19 protein-coding genes are annotated in these 15,259 nt (G+C 74.5%); 5 read left to right on the top strand and 14 right to left on the bottom strand.

The features are described 5' to 3' along the window. Positions 1-37: 37 nt before the first annotated feature. The 5 genes from AOK09_RS11795 to hisI all read right to left on the bottom strand — a co-directional run bounded on the left by AOK09_RS11795 (position 38) and on the right by hisI (position 3,782). Positions 38-466 carry a DUF2752 domain-containing protein gene (locus AOK09_RS11795; protein ID WP_055587110.1) on the bottom strand — a complete coding sequence of 143 codons (429 nt, stop codon included), beginning with the start codon at positions 464-466 and terminating at the stop codon, positions 38-40. A 73-nt stretch (positions 467-539) separates the two neighbouring features. After that, positions 540-749 (bottom strand): HGxxPAAW family protein, encoded by a 210-nt coding sequence (locus AOK09_RS11790; protein WP_055587109.1) that lies wholly within the window; start codon positions 747-749, stop codon positions 540-542. A gap of 387 nt (positions 750-1,136) precedes the next feature. Beyond that, entirely contained in the window at positions 1,137-1,769 is a 633-nt protein-coding gene (locus AOK09_RS11785; protein ID WP_055587108.1) for a TIGR02234 family membrane protein, read from the bottom strand. Between the two features lie 34 nt (positions 1,770-1,803). Further along, a complete protein-coding gene (locus tag AOK09_RS11780) occupies positions 1,804-3,366 on the bottom strand; it encodes an anthranilate synthase component I (RefSeq protein WP_055587107.1) in 1,563 nt (520 codons plus the stop codon). 8 nt (positions 3,367-3,374) lie between these two features. Then, entirely contained in the window at positions 3,375-3,782 is a 408-nt protein-coding gene (gene hisI, locus AOK09_RS11775) for a phosphoribosyl-AMP cyclohydrolase (protein ID WP_055587106.1), read from the bottom strand. Positions 3,783-3,927: 145 nt separating this feature from the next. On the opposite strand from hisI, the gene AOK09_RS11770 reads away from it, so the two are divergent. Further along, the gene (locus tag AOK09_RS11770) at positions 3,928-4,545 is read left to right on the top strand and encodes a septum formation family protein (protein ID WP_157875865.1); all 618 of its coding nucleotides are present in this window, start codon (positions 3,928-3,930) and stop codon (positions 4,543-4,545) included. Positions 4,546-4,576: 31 nt separating this feature from the next. Beyond that, a complete protein-coding gene (locus AOK09_RS11765; RefSeq protein WP_055587104.1) occupies positions 4,577-5,215 on the top strand; it encodes a TIGR03085 family metal-binding protein in 639 nt (212 codons plus the stop codon). A 122-nt stretch (positions 5,216-5,337) separates the two neighbouring features. Here the strand turns inward: AOK09_RS11765 and hisF are convergent, their stop codons facing one another. Genes hisF through hisD form a run of 8 tightly spaced genes read right to left on the bottom strand, consistent with a single transcriptional unit; the run spans position 5,338 to position 11,151 of the window. Further along, positions 5,338-6,108 carry an imidazole glycerol phosphate synthase subunit HisF gene (gene hisF / locus AOK09_RS11760; RefSeq protein ID WP_055587103.1) on the bottom strand — a complete coding sequence of 257 codons (771 nt, stop codon included), beginning with the start codon at positions 6,106-6,108 and terminating at the stop codon, positions 5,338-5,340. Beyond that, a complete protein-coding gene (locus AOK09_RS11755; protein ID WP_055587102.1) occupies positions 6,105-6,539 on the bottom strand; it encodes a RidA family protein in 435 nt (144 codons plus the stop codon). Before AOK09_RS11755 ends, hisF begins: the two co-directional genes overlap by 4 nt. Beyond that, complete coding sequence (priA, locus tag AOK09_RS11750) at positions 6,536-7,267, bottom strand: bifunctional 1-(5-phosphoribosyl)-5-((5-phosphoribosylamino)methylideneamino)imidazole-4-carboxamide isomerase/phosphoribosylanthranilate isomerase PriA (protein WP_055587101.1); 732 nt, start codon at positions 7,265-7,267, stop codon at positions 6,536-6,538. The genes AOK09_RS11755 and priA overlap by 4 nt, the downstream gene beginning before the upstream one ends. A 40-nt stretch (positions 7,268-7,307) precedes the next feature. After that, a complete protein-coding gene (gene hisH, locus AOK09_RS11745; RefSeq protein WP_055587100.1) occupies positions 7,308-7,943 on the bottom strand; it encodes an imidazole glycerol phosphate synthase subunit HisH in 636 nt (211 codons plus the stop codon). Between the two features lie 22 nt (positions 7,944-7,965). Next, a complete protein-coding gene (locus tag AOK09_RS40785) occupies positions 7,966-8,115 on the bottom strand; it encodes a hypothetical protein (protein WP_055587099.1) in 150 nt (49 codons plus the stop codon). Then, the gene (gene hisB / locus AOK09_RS11735; protein WP_055587098.1) at positions 8,112-8,705 is read right to left on the bottom strand and encodes an imidazoleglycerol-phosphate dehydratase HisB; all 594 of its coding nucleotides are present in this window, start codon (positions 8,703-8,705) and stop codon (positions 8,112-8,114) included. The genes AOK09_RS40785 and hisB overlap by 4 nt, the downstream gene beginning before the upstream one ends. Continuing rightward, positions 8,702-9,847 (bottom strand): histidinol-phosphate transaminase, encoded by a 1,146-nt coding sequence (locus AOK09_RS11730; protein ID WP_055587097.1) that lies wholly within the window; start codon positions 9,845-9,847, stop codon positions 8,702-8,704. The genes hisB and AOK09_RS11730 overlap by 4 nt, the downstream gene beginning before the upstream one ends. Next, entirely contained in the window at positions 9,844-11,151 is a 1,308-nt protein-coding gene (gene hisD / locus AOK09_RS11725; RefSeq protein ID WP_055587096.1) for a histidinol dehydrogenase, read from the bottom strand. Before hisD ends, AOK09_RS11730 begins: the two co-directional genes overlap by 4 nt. Before the next feature lie 79 nt (positions 11,152-11,230). On the opposite strand from hisD, the gene AOK09_RS11720 reads away from it, so the two are divergent. The 3 genes from AOK09_RS11720 (at position 11,231) to ybaK (ending at position 14,323) form a co-directional block, all read left to right on the top strand. Then, positions 11,231-12,829 carry a hypothetical protein gene (locus AOK09_RS11720; protein ID WP_055587095.1) on the top strand — a complete coding sequence of 533 codons (1,599 nt, stop codon included), beginning with the start codon at positions 11,231-11,233 and terminating at the stop codon, positions 12,827-12,829. A 251-nt stretch (positions 12,830-13,080) separates the two neighbouring features. Further along, positions 13,081-13,800: an LON peptidase substrate-binding domain-containing protein gene (locus tag AOK09_RS11715; protein ID WP_055587094.1), complete on the top strand. Its 720-nt coding sequence runs from the start codon at positions 13,081-13,083 to the stop codon at positions 13,798-13,800. Between the two features lie 22 nt (positions 13,801-13,822). Next, positions 13,823-14,323 carry a Cys-tRNA(Pro) deacylase gene (gene ybaK / locus AOK09_RS11710; protein ID WP_055587093.1) on the top strand — a complete coding sequence of 167 codons (501 nt, stop codon included), beginning with the start codon at positions 13,823-13,825 and terminating at the stop codon, positions 14,321-14,323. Between the two features lie 99 nt (positions 14,324-14,422). Here ybaK and AOK09_RS11705 read toward each other — a convergent pair whose 3' ends face one another. Next, the gene (locus tag AOK09_RS11705; protein WP_107101312.1) at positions 14,423-15,205 is read right to left on the bottom strand and encodes a hypothetical protein; all 783 of its coding nucleotides are present in this window, start codon (positions 15,203-15,205) and stop codon (positions 14,423-14,425) included. Between the last annotated feature and the right edge of the window lie 54 nt (positions 15,206-15,259).

Here is a 15,259-nt window from a genome sequence, read left to right as displayed (position 1 = left end):
AGCTGTGTAGAAGAGACAGGGGTGCCGGGGGGGTGGCTCAGGGCGCCAGCGGTGCGCCGACGGGCAGGTTGCGGGCCACCGTGAAGGCCGCGACGGCGGCGACGACCAGCAGCGCGTGCCGGCCGCGCAGGGTGGGCAGCCGTACCGGCCGGGCGGTCAGTGCGGAGCCGGCCCAGTTGAGCCAGAGCAGGACCGCGGCGGTGAGCAGGAGCACCGCCAGCAGGTTGTCGTGCAGCGCCTGGAGCGGGTGGCCGTGGGTCAGCGCGTGGACGCAGCGCAGTCCGCCGCAGCCGGGGCACCACCAGCCGGTGGCCTGCAGGAACGGGCAGACGGGGTAGCGGCCCGGGGTGTTGGGGTCGACCGCGGCGACGAAGAGCACCGGGGCGGCCGCCGCCGTCAGGGCCGCCAGCGGTGCGGCCATGCGGCGGACGGCGGAGCGGTGGGCGGGGGCTGCCGGTGCGTTCATCCTGACGATTCTGCCCCCGCCGGCACCCCGCCGACCGGATGACACGGTCGGCGGGCGCGGACGGGCCGCCGGGTCAGCGCGCGGTGACGACCGGCCGCTTGCCGAGGCCGGCCATCTGCATGGCCTTGCCGACCACGCCGGCGGCCAGGGTGACGCCGATACCCACCCAGAAGAGCCACGGGGTGGCCGCCACGACCCCCATCCCGGCCACGATGAAGCCGATGAAGCAGACGATGACGCCGGTCCAGGCGGCGGGGGTGTGGCCGTGGGCTGCTGCCGACATTGCTGGTGCTCCTTGCTGCCGGTAATGGCGGTGTCCAGGGCCCGGGATCCGGCGGAGGACGCCCCGGGCGGATTCTCGGTGCCATTCTCCCCGACGGGCCCGGATGCGGCCGACCGGGGGTCGGGGCCGCAGCGTGCGGGGGCCTCGGTGCGACCTTGGCGGGCGGACCACTGCGGGCCGGGCGGCCCGGCCGCGGGACGGATCCGCGGTCCGGCGGCCGCCGGTACGTCGTCGCGTGGTCATCGCCGGGCGGTCGTCGCCGGGTGGTCGGCGCCGGGCGGTCGTCGCCGGACGGTCCGGGGGCGCGGGAGTACCGAGGGCGGCGTGAAGCCGCTCCCCCGCGCGCCGAGGGCGGCTGCGCGCCCCGGTGCGCGCCGCGGGTGCGGCTCAGCGGGTGGCGGTGGGGTCCTCGCCGCGGTCCAGGGCGTTCCAGAGGTCGGAAGGGGTGGACTCGCGGCGCCTGGGGGCGGCGGCGCGGCCCGCGGGGGCCTCGTACTTGCTGGACATCGCCGGCCAGTCGCGGCCGCGGGCCAGGGTGAGCGCCCCGGCGGCGCACAGCAGGACGCCGCCGGCGACCGCCAGCCAGGGCCAGGCGGTGTGGGTGACATGCCGGGCGGTGACGGCGGTCAGCGCGGCGCTGCGTGCGGCCTTGGCGTCCACCGCCGAGGTGTCCGCCGCGCCGGCCGCGGCGGCGACGGCCGCCCCCGCCCCGGCGAGGGTCACCAGCACGCCCACCGCCAGCCGGCCGGCGCGGCGCACGGCGAAGACGGCGACCGCTGAGGCCAGGCCCACCAGGGCGAGGGCGCCGGGCAGTCCGGAGATCTCGCTGCCGGTGGCGCCGAGGTGGGCTCCCGTGAGGCCGCCGGAGCTGCCCTCGGCCCAGGTGCGGCCGACGGCCCAGAGCACCAGGACCGCGCCTGCCACGGTGAGCAGCAGCATCAGGGCGAGGCTGCGGCGGCTGCGGGGCGGACGGGGGGCGTCGGAGGTGTCGGCGGACCGGGGTTCGGGCGAAGCGTTCACCCGTCCAGTGTCGCCGGTGCTCCGCCCGGGCCGGTCACCGGGGCGGCCGCAGGGTGGCGGCGGTGGCCACGGCGCGGAGGACGGCGGCGGCCTTGTTGCGGCACTCGGTGTCCTCGCTCTCCGGGTCGGAGTCGGCGACCACACCGGCTCCCGCCTGGACGTACGCCGTGGAGTCGCGCAGGACGGCGGTGCGGATGGCGATGGCGGTGTCGCAGTCGCCCGCGAAGTCCAGATAGCCGACGCAGCCGCCGTAGAGGCCGCGGCGGGTGGGCTCCAGCTCCTCGATGATCTGCATGGCGCGGGGCTTGGGCGCGCCGGAGAGGGTGCCCGCCGGGAAGCAGGCGGTGAGGACGTCGAAGGCGGTGCGGCCGGGGGCGACGCTGCCGGTGACGGTGGAGACGATGTGCATCACATGGCTGTAGCGCTCGACGGACATGAAGTCGACGACCTCGACGCTGCCGGGTTCGCAGACCCGGCCGAGGTCGTTGCGGCCGAGGTCCACCAGCATCAGGTGCTCGGCGCGCTCCTTGGGGTCGGCGAGCAGCTCGGCGGCCAGGTCGGCGTCCTGCTGGGGGGTGGCGCCGCGGGGCCGGGTGCCGGCGATGGGGTGCAGCATGGCCCGTCCGTCGGAGACCTTGACCAGGGCCTCGGGGCTGGAGCCGACCACGTCGAAGCCGCCGTCGGCGGTGCCGTCGGGGCCGGGGAAGCGGAAGAGGTACATGTAGGGGCTGGGGTTGGTGGTCCGCAGCACCCGGTAGACGTCCAGGGCGCTGGCCGGGCAGGGCGCCTCGAACCGCTGGGAGGGCACGACCTGGAAGGCGTCTCCGGCCCTGATGTGCTCCTTGACCGCCTCCACGGCGCGCCGGTACGGCTCCCCGCCGAAGGGGGAGACCGCGTCGGTGGGTGCGGTGGGGACGAGTACGGCGGCGCCGGTGTCGACGGGGCGGGCGAGGTCCGCGGTCATGGCGTCGAGGCGGGCGACGGCGTCGTGGTAGGCCTCGTCGACGCCGGAGGGGAGGTCGTTGTGGTTGACGGCGTTGGCGATCAGCAGCACCGTGCCGTCGGAGTGGTCCAGCACCGCCAGGTCGGTGGCGAGCAGCATGGTGAGCTCGGGGAGGCCGAGGTCGTCGGTCGCCAGGGTGGGGATCTTCTCCAGGCGGCGGACGACGTCGTACCCGAGGTAGCCGACCATGCCTCCGGTGAGCGGCGGCAGCTCGTCGCCTCCCTCCCACCACGACGGCACCGCGAGGTCGCGGGGGGTGTGCAGGGTGTCCACCGCGGCGCGCAGCACCTGCAGGGGGTCGCCCTCGGTGGGGATGCCGACGGGCGGGGTGCCGTGCCAGCGGGCCGTGCCGTCGGGGGCGGCGGTGAGGGTGGCGGCGCTGCGGACGCCGACGAAGGAGTAGCGGGACCAGGAGCGGCCGTTCTCCGCGGACTCCAGCAGGAAGGTGCCGGGGCGCTCGGCGGCGAGCTTGCGGTAGAGCCCGACGGGGGTGTCGCCGTCGGCGAGCAGCCTACGGGTCACCGGGACGACCCGGCGGTCGGCGGCGAGCTTGCGGAAGGCGTCCAGGTCGGGGGTGACGGTGCCCGTGGTCATGGGTGTACCTATCGGTCGGCGGGTCCGGACAGCGGCAGTACGTCGGCGTCGAAGCAGGTGCGGTCACCGGTGTGGCAGGCTGCCCCGACCTGGTCGACCCTGACCAGCAGCGTGTCGCCGTCGCAGTCCAGCGCCACCGACCTGACCTGCTGGATGTGGCCGGAGGTGTCGCCCTTGACCCAGTACTCGCGGCGGCTGCGGCTCCAGTAGGTGCAGCGGCCGGTGGTCAGGGTGCGGTGCAGGGCCTCGTCGTCCATCCAGCCGAGCATCAGCACCTCGCCGGTGTCGTACTGCTGGGCGATGGCGGGGAGCAGCCCGTCGGGGGTCCGCTTGAGGCGGGCGGCGACCGCCGGGTCGAGCGCGGTGGTGCCGGGGACTGCTGGGGCGGTGGTGCCGGCCGGTGTGCTGCTGGACATGGGGCCCATTGTTGCAGGCATGGGCGGAGGGCCACGGCAGTGATCGAGGGTTGGACGGGTGACCTGTGGTCAGCGGTGGGCGGGTTCCGGGCGTTTGCCGCGGACCGGTGGGTGGCGGGGCCCGGTGATGCGGCATCCTTCCCCCATGAGTTTCACGCCGCCTCCGCCGCCACCGCTGCCGCCCGGCCCTCCGGTCGTCCCGGACGGGGGGCCGCGGCCGGGCCGGCGGACCAGGGTCCTCGCGGTCGCGGTGGGCGCGGCGGTGCTGGTGGCCGTCCTGGTGACGGTGCTGGTCCTGGTGTCGGGCGGGGACGGGGGCCCGTCGGCCGCCCCGTCGCCGAGCGCCCCGCCGCCTCCGCCGAGCAGCGCCACGCCGAGCCCGAGCGCGACTCCCAGTGACACCCCGAATCTGCCGTATCTGGTGCTGAAGCCCGGGACCTGTTTCGACCACCCCAACCTCACCAAGGGGCTGAAGGAGGTCACCGTGCGGCCGTGCACGGTGCCGCACGACGGTGAGGCGGTCGCCGACGTCACGGTGAAGGGCGACTTCACCAAGGACAGCCAGATCGTGGCGGCGGTGTACAAGCAGTGTGCGGCGGCGGGGAAGCAGATCGCGGAGCGGCAGGGTGAGGGGGCCCGCTTCTACAGCTATGTGCTGACCCCCTCGGCGTCGCTGTACCGGCGCGGGTACCGGCAGGCGACCTGCACGCTGACCGCGAGCTACACGGTGGGCGGCAAGAAGCTGACCGGCAAGCTGCGCTGACGTTCCGTCGGTCCGCGCGTAGGGTGGACGCATGTCGACCTTTGCCCGCGGTGAGCGCCGTCGTCTCGCCGCCCTGCTGGAGGAGTCGGGGCCGCAGGCCCCCACACTGTGCCGGGGGTGGACGGCTGCGGACCTCGCCGCGCACCTGGTGCTGCGGGAGCGCCGGCCGGACGCGGCGCCGGGCATCCTCTTCCGCCCGCTGGCCGGCCGCACCGCCCGGGTGCAGGCCGAGTACGCGGCCCGTCCGTGGCCGGAGCTGCTGGAGCTGTTCCGCACCGGACCGGGCCGGTTCTCCCCGTTCGCCCTGCCCGGGGCCGACGAGGCCGCCAACACGGTGGAGTTCTTCGTGCACGCGGAGGACGTTCGGCGGGCCGGCGCGGAGTGGAAGCCGGAGCCGGTCGATCCGGATCTGGCGGAGGTGCTGTGGAAGCGGCTGCCGATGACCGCCCGGATGGAGGCGGGGAAGCGTTCCCCGGTGGGGCTGGTGCTGCGCCGCCCGGACGGGCAGACGGTGGTGGCCCGCAAGGGCGCCCCGGTGGTGACCGTGGTCGGTGAGCCCGCCGAGCTGCTGCTGTTCGCCTTCGGCCGGGGCGCGGCGACCGCCGTCACGGTGGAGGGCGACGCCGATGTGGTGGCGCTGCTGGCCGCCGCGCTGCCGCTGCCGGGCTGAGCGGCGGGGCCGGGCCCTGTCCCCACGCGGGGTGCGGTGGGGCGGGTGACCGCCCCTGACCTGTACTGATGCCGCTCGGGCCCGGGACCGCAGCGGTCCCGGGCCCGAGGGGCGGGTGTGGGTCAGCGCACCGGGCGGCCCTCGGCGCGCAGCGCGTCCTTGACCTGGCCGATGCGCAGGTCCCCGAAGTGGAACACGCTGGCGGCGAGCACCGCGTCGGCTCCGGCGTCCACCGCGGGGGCGAAGTCCTCCACCCGCCCGGCGCCGCCGGAGGCGATCACCGGGACGGTGACCGTGCTGCGGACCGCGGACAGCATCCCCAGGTCGTAGCCGTCCTTGGTGCCGTCGGCGTCCATGGAGTTCAGCAGGATCTCCCCCGCCCCCAGGTCGGCCGCCTCGGCGGCCCACTCCACGGCGTCCAGGCCGGTGCCGCGGCGGCCACCGTGGGTGGTCACCTCGAAGCCGGAGGCGGTCTCGGTGCCCTCGGGGCAGCGCCGGGCGTCCACGGAGAGCACCAGGACCTGGCGGCCGAAGCGGCGGGCGATCTCGCGGATCAGCTCGGGGCGGACGATGGCGGCGGTGTTGACGCCCACCTTGTCGGCCCCGGCCCGCAGCAGCCGGTCCACGTCCTCCACGGTGCGCACCCCGCCGCCCACGGTCAGCGGGATGAAGACCTGTTCGGCGGTGCGGCGCACCACGTCGTAGGTGGTCTCCCGGTCGCCGGAGGAGGCGGTGATGTCGAGGAAGACCAGTTCGTCGGCGCCCTCGGCGTCGTAGACCTTGGCCATCTCGACGGGGTCGCCGGCGTCCCTGAGGTTCTGGAAGTTGACGCCCTTGACCACCCGGCCGGCGTCCACGTCCAGGCAGGGGATCACTCGGACGGCGAGGGTCATCGGCTTCCTTCCGGGAGGGCGGCGAGGCGGTCGGCCAGGCCGGTGCGGTGGGCGTCCACCTCGACCTCCACCATCATGCGGGAGTCCAGCAGCCCGTCGACGACCACCATGGTGGCGGCGGGCCGCACGCTGTCGAAGAGGTGTTTGTGGGCGCGGCTGACCTCTTCGGTGTCGCGGACATGGGTCAGGTACATCCGGGTGCGGACCACGTCCTCCCGTCCGAGACCGAACCGCTCCAGCGCCTGGAAGGCGACCCCGAAGGCGTCCAGGGCCTGTCCGTACGGGTCGCCCTCGTGCTGGACCATGCCGTTGTACCAGGCGGTGCAGCCGGAGACGAGGACGAAGTCCCCCGCCGCCACGGCCCGGGAGAACCCGATCTCGTCCTCGTAGGGGGAGAAGCCGCCGACGCGTCGTGTGGCGGGGTCCGTCATGAAACAGCCTCCAGAGCCTCTTCGAGGGTGAACTTCTGCTCGTAGAGGGCCTTGCCCACGATGGAGCCCTCGACACCCAGGGGCACCAGACCGGCGATGGCCCGCAGGTCGTCGAGGGAGGAGACGCCGCCGGAGGCCACCACGGGCCGGTCGGTGGCGGCGCAGACATCGCGCAGCAGCTGGAGGTTGGGGCCGGTGAGGGTGCCGTCCTTGTCGACGTCGGTGACGACGTAGCGGGCGCAGCCGTCGGCGTCCAGCCGCGCCAGCACCTCGTAGAGGTCGCCGCCCTCGCGGGTCCAGCCGCGGCCGCGCAGGGTGGTGCCGACGACGTCCAGGCCGACCGCGATCTTGTCGCCGTGCTCGGCGATGGCCTTGCGGACCCACTCGGGGGACTCCAGGGCGGCGGTGCCCAGGTTGACCCGGCGGCAGCCGGTGGCGAGGGCGGCGCGCAGCGACTCGTCGTCGCGGATGCCGCCGGAGAGCTCCACCTTGACGTCCAGGCGCCCGACCACCTCGGCGAGCAGTTCCCGGTTGCTGCCGGTGCCGAAGGCGGCGTCCAGGTCCACCAGGTGGATCCACTCGGCGCCGGCCTCCTGCCACGCGAGGGCGGCGGTGAGCGGCTCGCCGAAGGAGGTCTCGGTGCCGGACTCCCCCTTCACCAGGCGGACGGCCTGGCCGTCGCGGACGTCGACGGCGGGGAGGAGTTCAAGACGGTGCTGGCTGGACATGGGGGTACGGCTCCGGCTTCTGGTCTCGGGACGGGTGTGGCTAGAGGGAGGTGACCCAGTTGGTGAGCAGGGCGGCGCCGGCGTCGCCGGACTTCTCCGGGTGGAACTGGGTGGCGCTGAGCGGTCCGTTCTCCACCGCGGCGACGAAGGGCTCGCCGTGGGTGGCCCAGGTGACCAGCGGCGGCCGGATGCGCTCGTTGGTGACGGCCAGCTCCCAGTGGCGCACCGCGTAGGAGTGCACGAAGTAGAAGCGGGCGTCGGCGTCGAGGCCGGCGAAGAGGGTGGAGCCCGCGGGTACGTCGACGGTGTTCCAGCCCATGTGCGGGACCACCGGTGCGTGCAGCGGCTCCACGGTGCCGGGCCACTCGTCGCAGCCGGCGGTCTCCTCGCCGTGCTCGACGCCCCTGGCGAAGAGGATCTGCATGCCGACGCAGATGCCCAGCACCGGGCGGCCGCCGGCCAGCCGGCGGCCGATGATCTGCTCTCCGCGGACGGCCCGCAGCCCCTGCATGCAGGCGGCGAAGGCGCCGACGCCGGGGACCAGCAGGCCGTCGGCGTCCAGTGCGGTCTGGAAGTCCGCGGTGACGGTGACCTCGGCGCCGGTGCGCTCCACGGCGCGCTGGGCCGAGCGGAGGTTGCCGGAGCCGTAGTCGAGGACGACCACGTGCTTGCCCATGTTGAGTCCTTGGGAGTGGGGGTTACAGACGCATGACGCCGGAGGCGAGGCAGAGCACGGCGCCGATGGCGAGCACCGCGATGACGCTCCTGGACTGCTTCTGCTTCCAGAACGAGTAGACGCCGCCCAGCAGGAAGAGGCCGAGGGCGATCAGCAGGACGGCGGGGCTCACAGCGCACCCTTCGTGGAGGGGATGATCCCGGCGGCGCGCGGGTCACGCTCACTGGCGTAGCGCAGCGCCCTGGCCAGGGCCTTGAACTGGCACTCCACGATGTGGTGCGCATTGCGTCCGTAGGGGACGTGGACATGCAGGGCCACCTGCGCCTGGGCCACGAAGGACTCCAGGATGTGCCGAGTCATGGTGGTGTCGTACGACCCGATCATGGGGGCCATGTTCTCCGGCTCGGTGTGCACCAGGTAGGGGCGGCCGGAGAGGTCCACGGTGACCTGGGCGAGCGACTCGTCCAGCGGCACCGTGCAGTTGCCGAAGCGGTAGATGCCCTTCTTGTCGCCGAGCGCCTGCCTGAAGGCCGCGCCCAGGGCGAGGGCGGTGTCCTCGATGGTGTGGTGGGTGTCGATGTGCAGGTCGCCCTCGGTCTTGACGGTGAGGTCGAAGAGTCCGTGGCGGCCGAGCTGGTCGAGCATGTGGTCGTAGAAGCCGACGCCGGTGGAGACGTCCACGGTGCCGGTGCCGTCGAGGTCGATCTCGACCAGGACGGAGGTCTCCTTGGTGGTGCGCTCGACGCGGCCGATGCGGGTCATGCGGAGGGTTCAGAGCTCCTTGTTGCGACGTTCGGGGCGGGGGCGTCCGACTTGAGGGCGGTGCGGACGGCGTCGAGGAAGGCGTCGTTCTCGGCGGGGGTGCCCGCGGTGACCCGCAGCCAGCCCGGCACGCCGTTGTCCCGGACCAGGACGCCCCGGTCGAGCAGCGCCTGCCAGGCGGCGTGGGTGTCCTCGAAGCGGCCGAACTGGATGAAGTTGGCGTCCGACTCCACCACCTCCATCCCGGCGGCGCGCAGCCCCTCCACCACCCGGTCCCGCTCCGCCTTCAGCTGCGCCACGTAGCCGAGCAGGGTGTCGGTGTGCTCCAGACAGGCCAGCGCGGTGGCCTGGGTGACCGCGGAGAGGTGGTACGGCAGCCTGACCAGCTGCACGGCGTCGACCACCGCCGGGTCGGCGGCCAGATAGCCCAGGCGCAGCCCGGCGGCGCCGAACGCCTTGGACATGGTGCGGGAGACCACCAGGTGCGGGCGGCCCTCGATCAGCGGCAGCAGCGAGGCGTGGTGGGAGAACTCCACATAGGCCTCGTCCACCACCACCATGGTCGGCTTGACGGCCTGCGCGGCGTCGTGCAGCGCCAGCACGGTCTTTGCGGTGACGGCGGTGCCGGTGGGGTTGTTGGGCGAGCAGACGAACACCACGTCGGGGCGGTGGACCGCGACGGCCTCGCGCGCCGCCGCCACGTCGATGGTGAAGTCGTCGTTGCGGGGGCCGGAGATCCAGCGGGTGCCGGTGCCCCGGGAGATCAGCGCGTGCATGGAGTAGGAGGGCTCGAATCCCATGGCGCTGCGGCCGGGCCCGCCGAAGGTCTGCAGCAGCTGCTGCAGCACCTCGTTGGACCCGTTGGCGGCCCAGACCTGCTCCACGGTGACGGCATGGCCCGCGGTGCGGGTCAGATAGGCGGCCAGCCCGGTGCGGAGCTCCACCGCGTCCCGGTCGGGGTAGCGGTTGAGCTCACGGGCGGCCTCGGCGACCCGCTCCGCGATCCGGGCCACCAGCGGCTCCGGCAGCGGATAGGGGTTCTCGTTGGTGTTGAGCCGTACGGGGACGTCCAGCTGCGGTGCGCCGTACGGCGACTGGCCGCGCAGCTCCTCGCGTACGGGAAGGTCGTCGATGCGGGTCACAGGCCCGGTGTCTCCCAGTCGAAGCGGGCCCTGACGGCGTCTCCGTGGCCCGGAAGGTCCTCTGCGTCGGCGAGGGTCACCACATGGGCGGCGACGTCCGCGAGGGCGTCGCGGCTGTAGTCGACCACGTGGATGCCGCGCAGGAAGGACTGCACGGACAGGCCCGAGGAGTGGCAGGCACAGCCGCCGGTGGGCAGCACATGGTTGGAGCCCGCGGCGTAGTCGCCGAGCGAGACGGGCGCGTACGGGCCGATGAAGACCGCTCCGGCGTTGCGCACCCGGGCGGCGACGGCGTGGGCGTCGCGGGTCTGGATCTCCAGGTGCTCGGCGGCGTAGGCGTCGACCACCTGCAGGCCCTGCTCCAGGTCGTCGACCAGCACGATGCCGGACTGGCGGCCGGACAGCGCCTCGGTGATCCGCTCCCGGTGCTTGGTGGCGGCGACCTGCGGCTCCAGCTCCTGCTCCACCCGGTCGGCGAACTCGACGGAGTCGGTGACCAGGACGGCTGCGGCCATCGGGTCGTGCTCGGCCTGGCTGATCAGGTCGGCGGCGACATGGCGCGGGTCGGCGGAGTCGTCGGCCAGGATGGCGATCTCGGTGGGGCCGGCCTCGGCGTCGATGCCGATGCGGCCCTTGAGCAGGCGCTTGGCGGCGGCGACATAGATGTTGCCGGGGCCGGTGACCAGGTTGACGGGGGGGCACTCGTCCGTGCCGTAGGCGAACATCGCGACGGCCTGGGCGCCGCCGGCGGCGTACACCTCGTCGACGCCCAGCAGGGCGCAGGCGGCCAGGATGGTGGGGTGCGGCAGGCCGCCGAAGTCGCGCTGCGGCGGGGAGGAGACCGCGAGGCTCTCGACGCCGGCCTCCTGGGCGGGCACCACGTTCATCACCACGGAGGACGGGTAGACCGCCCGGCCGCCGGGGACGTACAGGCCCACCCGCTGCACCGGGACCCAGCGCTCGGTGACGGTGCCGCCGGGCACCACGTGGGTGGTGTGGTCGGTGCGGCGCTGCTCGCGGTGGACCAGCCGGGCGCGCCGGATGGACTCCTCCAGGGCGGCCCGCACCTTGGGGTCGAGCCCGGCCAGGGCCTGGTCGATCGCCGCCTGCGGGACCCGTACCCGCTCCAGGCGGACCCCGTCGAACCGCTCGTTGAAATCGATCACCGCCGCGCTCCCGCGATGGCGTACGTCGTCGCAGATGGGCCGCACCGTCTCCAGTGCGGCCTCGACGTCGAACTCGGCGCGGGGCAGCAGATCGCGCGGGTCCGAGGTGGAGCCGCGCAGGTCGATTCGAGAGATCACTCTGCCCAGTGTAGGGAGTGGCGCGAGGAGTCGGCCCGCGATTCCAGTCCGTGATACACAACGTGGGACGCTGGGCGCTATGGGTGAGGGGGAGTTCGGCGTGGTGGAGCCGCCGGAGGAGTGGACCGGTCCGGAGTGCCGGCTGTGGAGGGCCTTCCGCCGCGGCGAGACGCTGGACCTGCGGGCCGGCGTGCCCGAGGAGGACCATCCGGTGACCTCCGGGCCCTGGGGTGCGGAGCGGACCGTACGGGCCTCGGTGCTGGCCCATCTGCTGCTGAACGGTCCACCGCCGGAGCCCGGGCGTGTCGCAAGTCTCAAACTGACCGGCGCCCAGATCGAGGGCGCCCTGGACCTGGCCGGCGGCGCGATCGCCGCCTATGTGGAGCTGCACGGCTGCCGCTTCGAACGCAAGATCCTGATGTCGGAGTGCCGGGCCGGGACCATGCGGCTGGTCGGCTGTGTGATCCCGCGGATCGAGGCGTCCCGGCTGGTCACCGAGGGCGACCTGCACCTGCCGCGCTGCACCCTCACCGGCGGCCTGCGGCTCACCGACGCCAGGATAGGCACCGACCTGCTGCTCAACCAGGCGACCATCGGCGGGGACCGCAACGACCGCGCGATAGCCGCCGACGGGCTCACCGTCAGCCAGGACGTGGAGGCCGAACTCATCCACTGCACCGGTGAGATCAGCCTGCGCAGCGCCCGGATCGGCGGCCGGCTGTCGCTGCGCGGCAGCTCCCTGCGGGCCGGAGCGGGCCGGGTCTGCCTGAACGCCGCCCGGATCAGCGTGGAGCACACCCTGTACCTCAGCCGCGCCTGGATGAGCGGCTGGCGCACCTCCGACTCCACCTACGGCACGGGCTACGGCGAGCGCAGCACCGACCAGAGCGAGTCGGTGCCGTTCCGGGCGCGCGGCGGGGTCCGGCTGGACGACGGCCGGTTCGGCAACGCCTGCCTGATCGACCGGGCGGAGTTCTCGCTGGGCGACGGCGAGGAGCTGTCGCTGCGCCGCATCCAGACCCCCGAGCTGCGGCTCTGCCTCTCCCGCACCCCCACCGGGCGGGTGTCGCTCTCCCGGGCCCGGGTGGGCAATCTGGTGGACGCTCCGGAGAGCTGGCCGGGCGGCGGCCGGGTGGGGCTCACCGGCTTCACCTACGAGTCGCTGCGGCCCGCCGCCGACTTCCCGCTGGAGAAGCGGATCGCCTGGCTGGACAGCGCCGTCGGGGAGTTCCGCCCGGAACCCTATGAGCAGCTGGCGGCGGCGCTGCGCCGCGACGGCCTGGACGAGGACGCCCGCGAGGTGCAGCTCGCCAAGCACCGCCGCCGCCGGTCCACCCTGCCGCTGCTGGCCCGGCTGTGGGGACGGCTCCAGGACGTCACCGTCGGCTACGGCTACCGGCCCGCCCGGGCCGCGCTGTGGATGGTGCTGATCTGGGCGCTGGGCGCGGCGTACTTCGCCGGGCACCCGCCGCAGCCGATGAAGGGCGACGAGGCCCCGCACTGGAACGCCGCCCTCTACGCCATGGATCTGCTGCTGCCGCTGATCGACCTGGGCCAGGACGGTGCCTGGAAGCCGGCCGGGGCCGGCCAGTGGGCGTCGGTGGCCCTCATTCTGCTGGGCTGGGTACTGGCCACCACGGTCGCGGCCGGCGCGACCCGGCTGCTGCGCCGGGGCTGAGGCGGTTCCGGCGTGGGCGCGCAGCGGGCCCTGACCGCTCGCCGTGCACCGCGCTGACCTGCTGCTATCACGGAGCGTGGCCGCCCACGGCCGACGGGTGGCGGCCCGGGGTCGCGGCTGCCAGGGTGGAGGCAGACCGGGGGCCCTGAACGCCCGTACCGGGGCGCTGCCCCGAGCGTGTCCCGGTACGGGCCACCGCGTGTCCGGGACGGGGGCGCACGGTGACGGCCCGGCCACGTACGCTGTGCGCCGTGACCGAACGGCTGCCGCTCTTCCCGCTGGGCTCAGTGCTCTATCCGGGGCTGGTGCTGCCCCTGCATGTCTTCGAGGAGCGCTACCGGCGCCTGGTCGCCGACCTGGAGGCGCAGCCCGAGGAGCAGCCGCGCCGCTTCGGCGTGGTGGCCATCCGCGACGGCCGGGAGGTCGCCCCCACCCGGGAGTCCGGCGCGCCGGCCGCGGCAGCGGACGGCTTCGGGCCGGATCTGCTGCAGGCCCTGCACACCGTCGGCTGCGTCGCCGAGGTGGCCTCCGCCCAGGCCCACCCCGACGGCCGCTACGAGCTGATCGCCACCGGGACCACCCGCTTCCGGCTGCTCTCGGTCGACGCCTCCGGTCCCTATCTGGTCGGCGAGACCGAGCCGCTGCCGGAGCAGGCCGGGGCGGAGGCCGGGGCGCTGGCGGCCGGGGTGACACAGGCGTTCCGGCTCTACCAGAAGCGGCTGGCCGGCGCGCGGGAGAGCACCATCGCCGCCGAGCAGGAGCTCCCCGACGACCCGCTGGTGCTCTCCTACCTGGTGGCGGCGGCCTCGGTGCTGGAGACCGGCGCGAAGCAGCGGCTGCTCGCCGCCGCCGACGCCGCGGAACGGCTGACCGCGGAGCTGGAGCTGCTGCGCAGCGAGACGGCGGTGCTGGCCAAGCTCCCCTCCCTGCCGGCCTGGGAACTCACCCGCACGGCCGTCAACCCCAACTGACCGCGAGAAGGACACGGCGCTGATGGCCAAGAAGGCGAAGAAGCAGGGCGGCGGACAGGGCACACCCGCCACGGTGGCCCTGGAGGCGGCCGGGGTGCCCTTCACCGTGCACTCCTACACCCATGACCCGGCGGCCGCCTCCTACGGCGGGGAGGCGGCCGAGGCCCTGGGGGTGGCGGCCGAGCGGGTCTTCAAGACCCTGGTCGCCGATGTCGACGGCACCCTGGCGGTGGGGATCGTCCCGGTCGCCGGGCAGCTGGACCTCAAGGCGCTGGCCGCCGCGGTCGGCGCCAAGCGCGCCGCCATGGCGGACCCGGCCGCGGCCGAGCGGACCACCGGGTACGTGCTGGGCGGCATCTCGCCGCTGGGGCAGCGCCGCAGGCTGCGCACGGTGGTCGACGGCAGTGCCCTGGACCACCCCACGGTGTATGTCTCCGCCGGACGGCGCGGTCTGGAGGTCGAGCTGGCCCCGCAGGACCTGATCGCTCTCACGGCCGCCGTCACCGCCGCCATCGCCCGCTGACGGGCCCGCCCGCCGGGGTGCTCGCGAGGGCGGACGGTACCGGGGGGCGGTGAGACCTCGTCGGTGGGACCGCGCCGGGTTGCCGCCGGGCCGGTGGGGTCAGTGCGGGTCGGCCGGGGGGATCGGCGCCGGCGGCGTGGGCGGCGCCGACGGCGTGGGTGCCTGCGGCATGGGCGCCGGCGGGGTGGGTGCGCCCTGCCAGTACGGGGCGGGCTGCGGCTCGCGCTTGCCGAAGAGCGCCGTCAGACCCAGCAGCACCACCATGGCCGCCATCGGCCACACCAGCAGCGCGCCCTTGGCGCCCAGTTCCAGGGCGGCGTCGAACACCTTGCCCTCGCCGACCTGCCGGGCGTGCGCCACCATGTCGCGGGTGGGGCCCAGCGCCGTGCCGAGCCGCCAGGCGAGGAGCGACCCCAGCAGTCCGCCGACGGCCAGCCCCACGGCCACCGCGACCCCGCCGCCCCTGCGGCGGGTCGGCAGGAAGGCGGCCAGCGCGGTCAGCGCACCGGCTCCCACCCCGAGCAGGACGAAGACGCCGTCCGCCGCGGCCCGCTGCTCGCCCTCGGGGTCCTTGAGGTAGACGGCCTTGCTGTCGGCGTAGAGCGGGACCTTGGGCGCCAGCCAGAGCCACAGCAGCCCCACGGCCACCCCCGCCAGCACGCTGCCCAGGGCGACCAGGACGCCGACCCGGATCTCCGCCGCGGGCTTGCGCGGCGGACGCTCGCCCGCGGTGGGGAAGAGAAGACCGCCGGGCTGCCCGTACCCGGAGCCGCCGCCGGTCCCGGGTGACTGCACCCCGGCCGGGGCCGGCGCGGGGTACGGCACCGAGGTGCCGGGGACGGGGGGTCGGCCGGGGCCCGGAGGGGTGTTCGGTGCGGTCACCCGGCCATGGTCCCACGTCCGGGTGCGTCATGGCCCGTCAGGGCGGCCCCACCC

The sequence above is a fragment of the Peterkaempfera griseoplana genome (genome assembly GCF_001418575.1).
Lineage (GTDB): Bacteria > Actinomycetota > Actinomycetes > Streptomycetales > Streptomycetaceae > Peterkaempfera > Peterkaempfera griseoplana.
Note: the sequence above shows the minus strand (reverse complement) of the source record. Positions and strands in the feature narration are given on the sequence as shown.

Bases quoted from the DNA above. Each gene is read 5' to 3' on its own strand.
- AOK09_RS11795 (WP_055587110.1), bottom strand. From the start codon at position 466: ATGAACGCACCGGCAGCCCCCGCCCACCGCTCCGCCGTCCGCCGCATG.
- AOK09_RS11790 (WP_055587109.1), bottom strand. From the start codon at position 749: ATGTCGGCAGCAGCCCACGGCCACACCCCCGCCGCCTGGACCGGCGTC.
- AOK09_RS11780 (WP_055587107.1), bottom strand. From the start codon at position 3,366: ATGACCACGGGCACCGTCACCCCCGACCTGGACGCCTTCCGCAAGCTC.
- hisI (WP_055587106.1), bottom strand. From the start codon at position 3,782: ATGTCCAGCAGCACACCGGCCGGCACCACCGCCCCAGCAGTCCCCGGC.
- AOK09_RS11770 (WP_157875865.1), top strand. From the start codon at position 3,928: ATGAGTTTCACGCCGCCTCCGCCGCCACCGCTGCCGCCCGGCCCTCCG.
- AOK09_RS11765 (WP_055587104.1), top strand. From the start codon at position 4,577: ATGTCGACCTTTGCCCGCGGTGAGCGCCGTCGTCTCGCCGCCCTGCTG.
- hisF (WP_055587103.1), bottom strand. From the start codon at position 6,108: ATGACCCTCGCCGTCCGAGTGATCCCCTGCCTGGACGTGGACGCCGGC.
- AOK09_RS11755 (WP_055587102.1), bottom strand. From the start codon at position 6,539: ATGACGGACCCCGCCACACGACGCGTCGGCGGCTTCTCCCCCTACGAG.
- priA (WP_055587101.1), bottom strand. From the start codon at position 7,267: ATGTCCAGCCAGCACCGTCTTGAACTCCTCCCCGCCGTCGACGTCCGC.
- hisH (WP_055587100.1), bottom strand. From the start codon at position 7,943: ATGGGCAAGCACGTGGTCGTCCTCGACTACGGCTCCGGCAACCTCCGC.
- hisB (WP_055587098.1), bottom strand. From the start codon at position 8,705: ATGACCCGCATCGGCCGCGTCGAGCGCACCACCAAGGAGACCTCCGTC.
- AOK09_RS11720 (WP_055587095.1), top strand. From the start codon at position 11,231: ATGGGTGAGGGGGAGTTCGGCGTGGTGGAGCCGCCGGAGGAGTGGACC.
- ybaK (WP_055587093.1), top strand. From the start codon at position 13,823: ATGGCCAAGAAGGCGAAGAAGCAGGGCGGCGGACAGGGCACACCCGCC.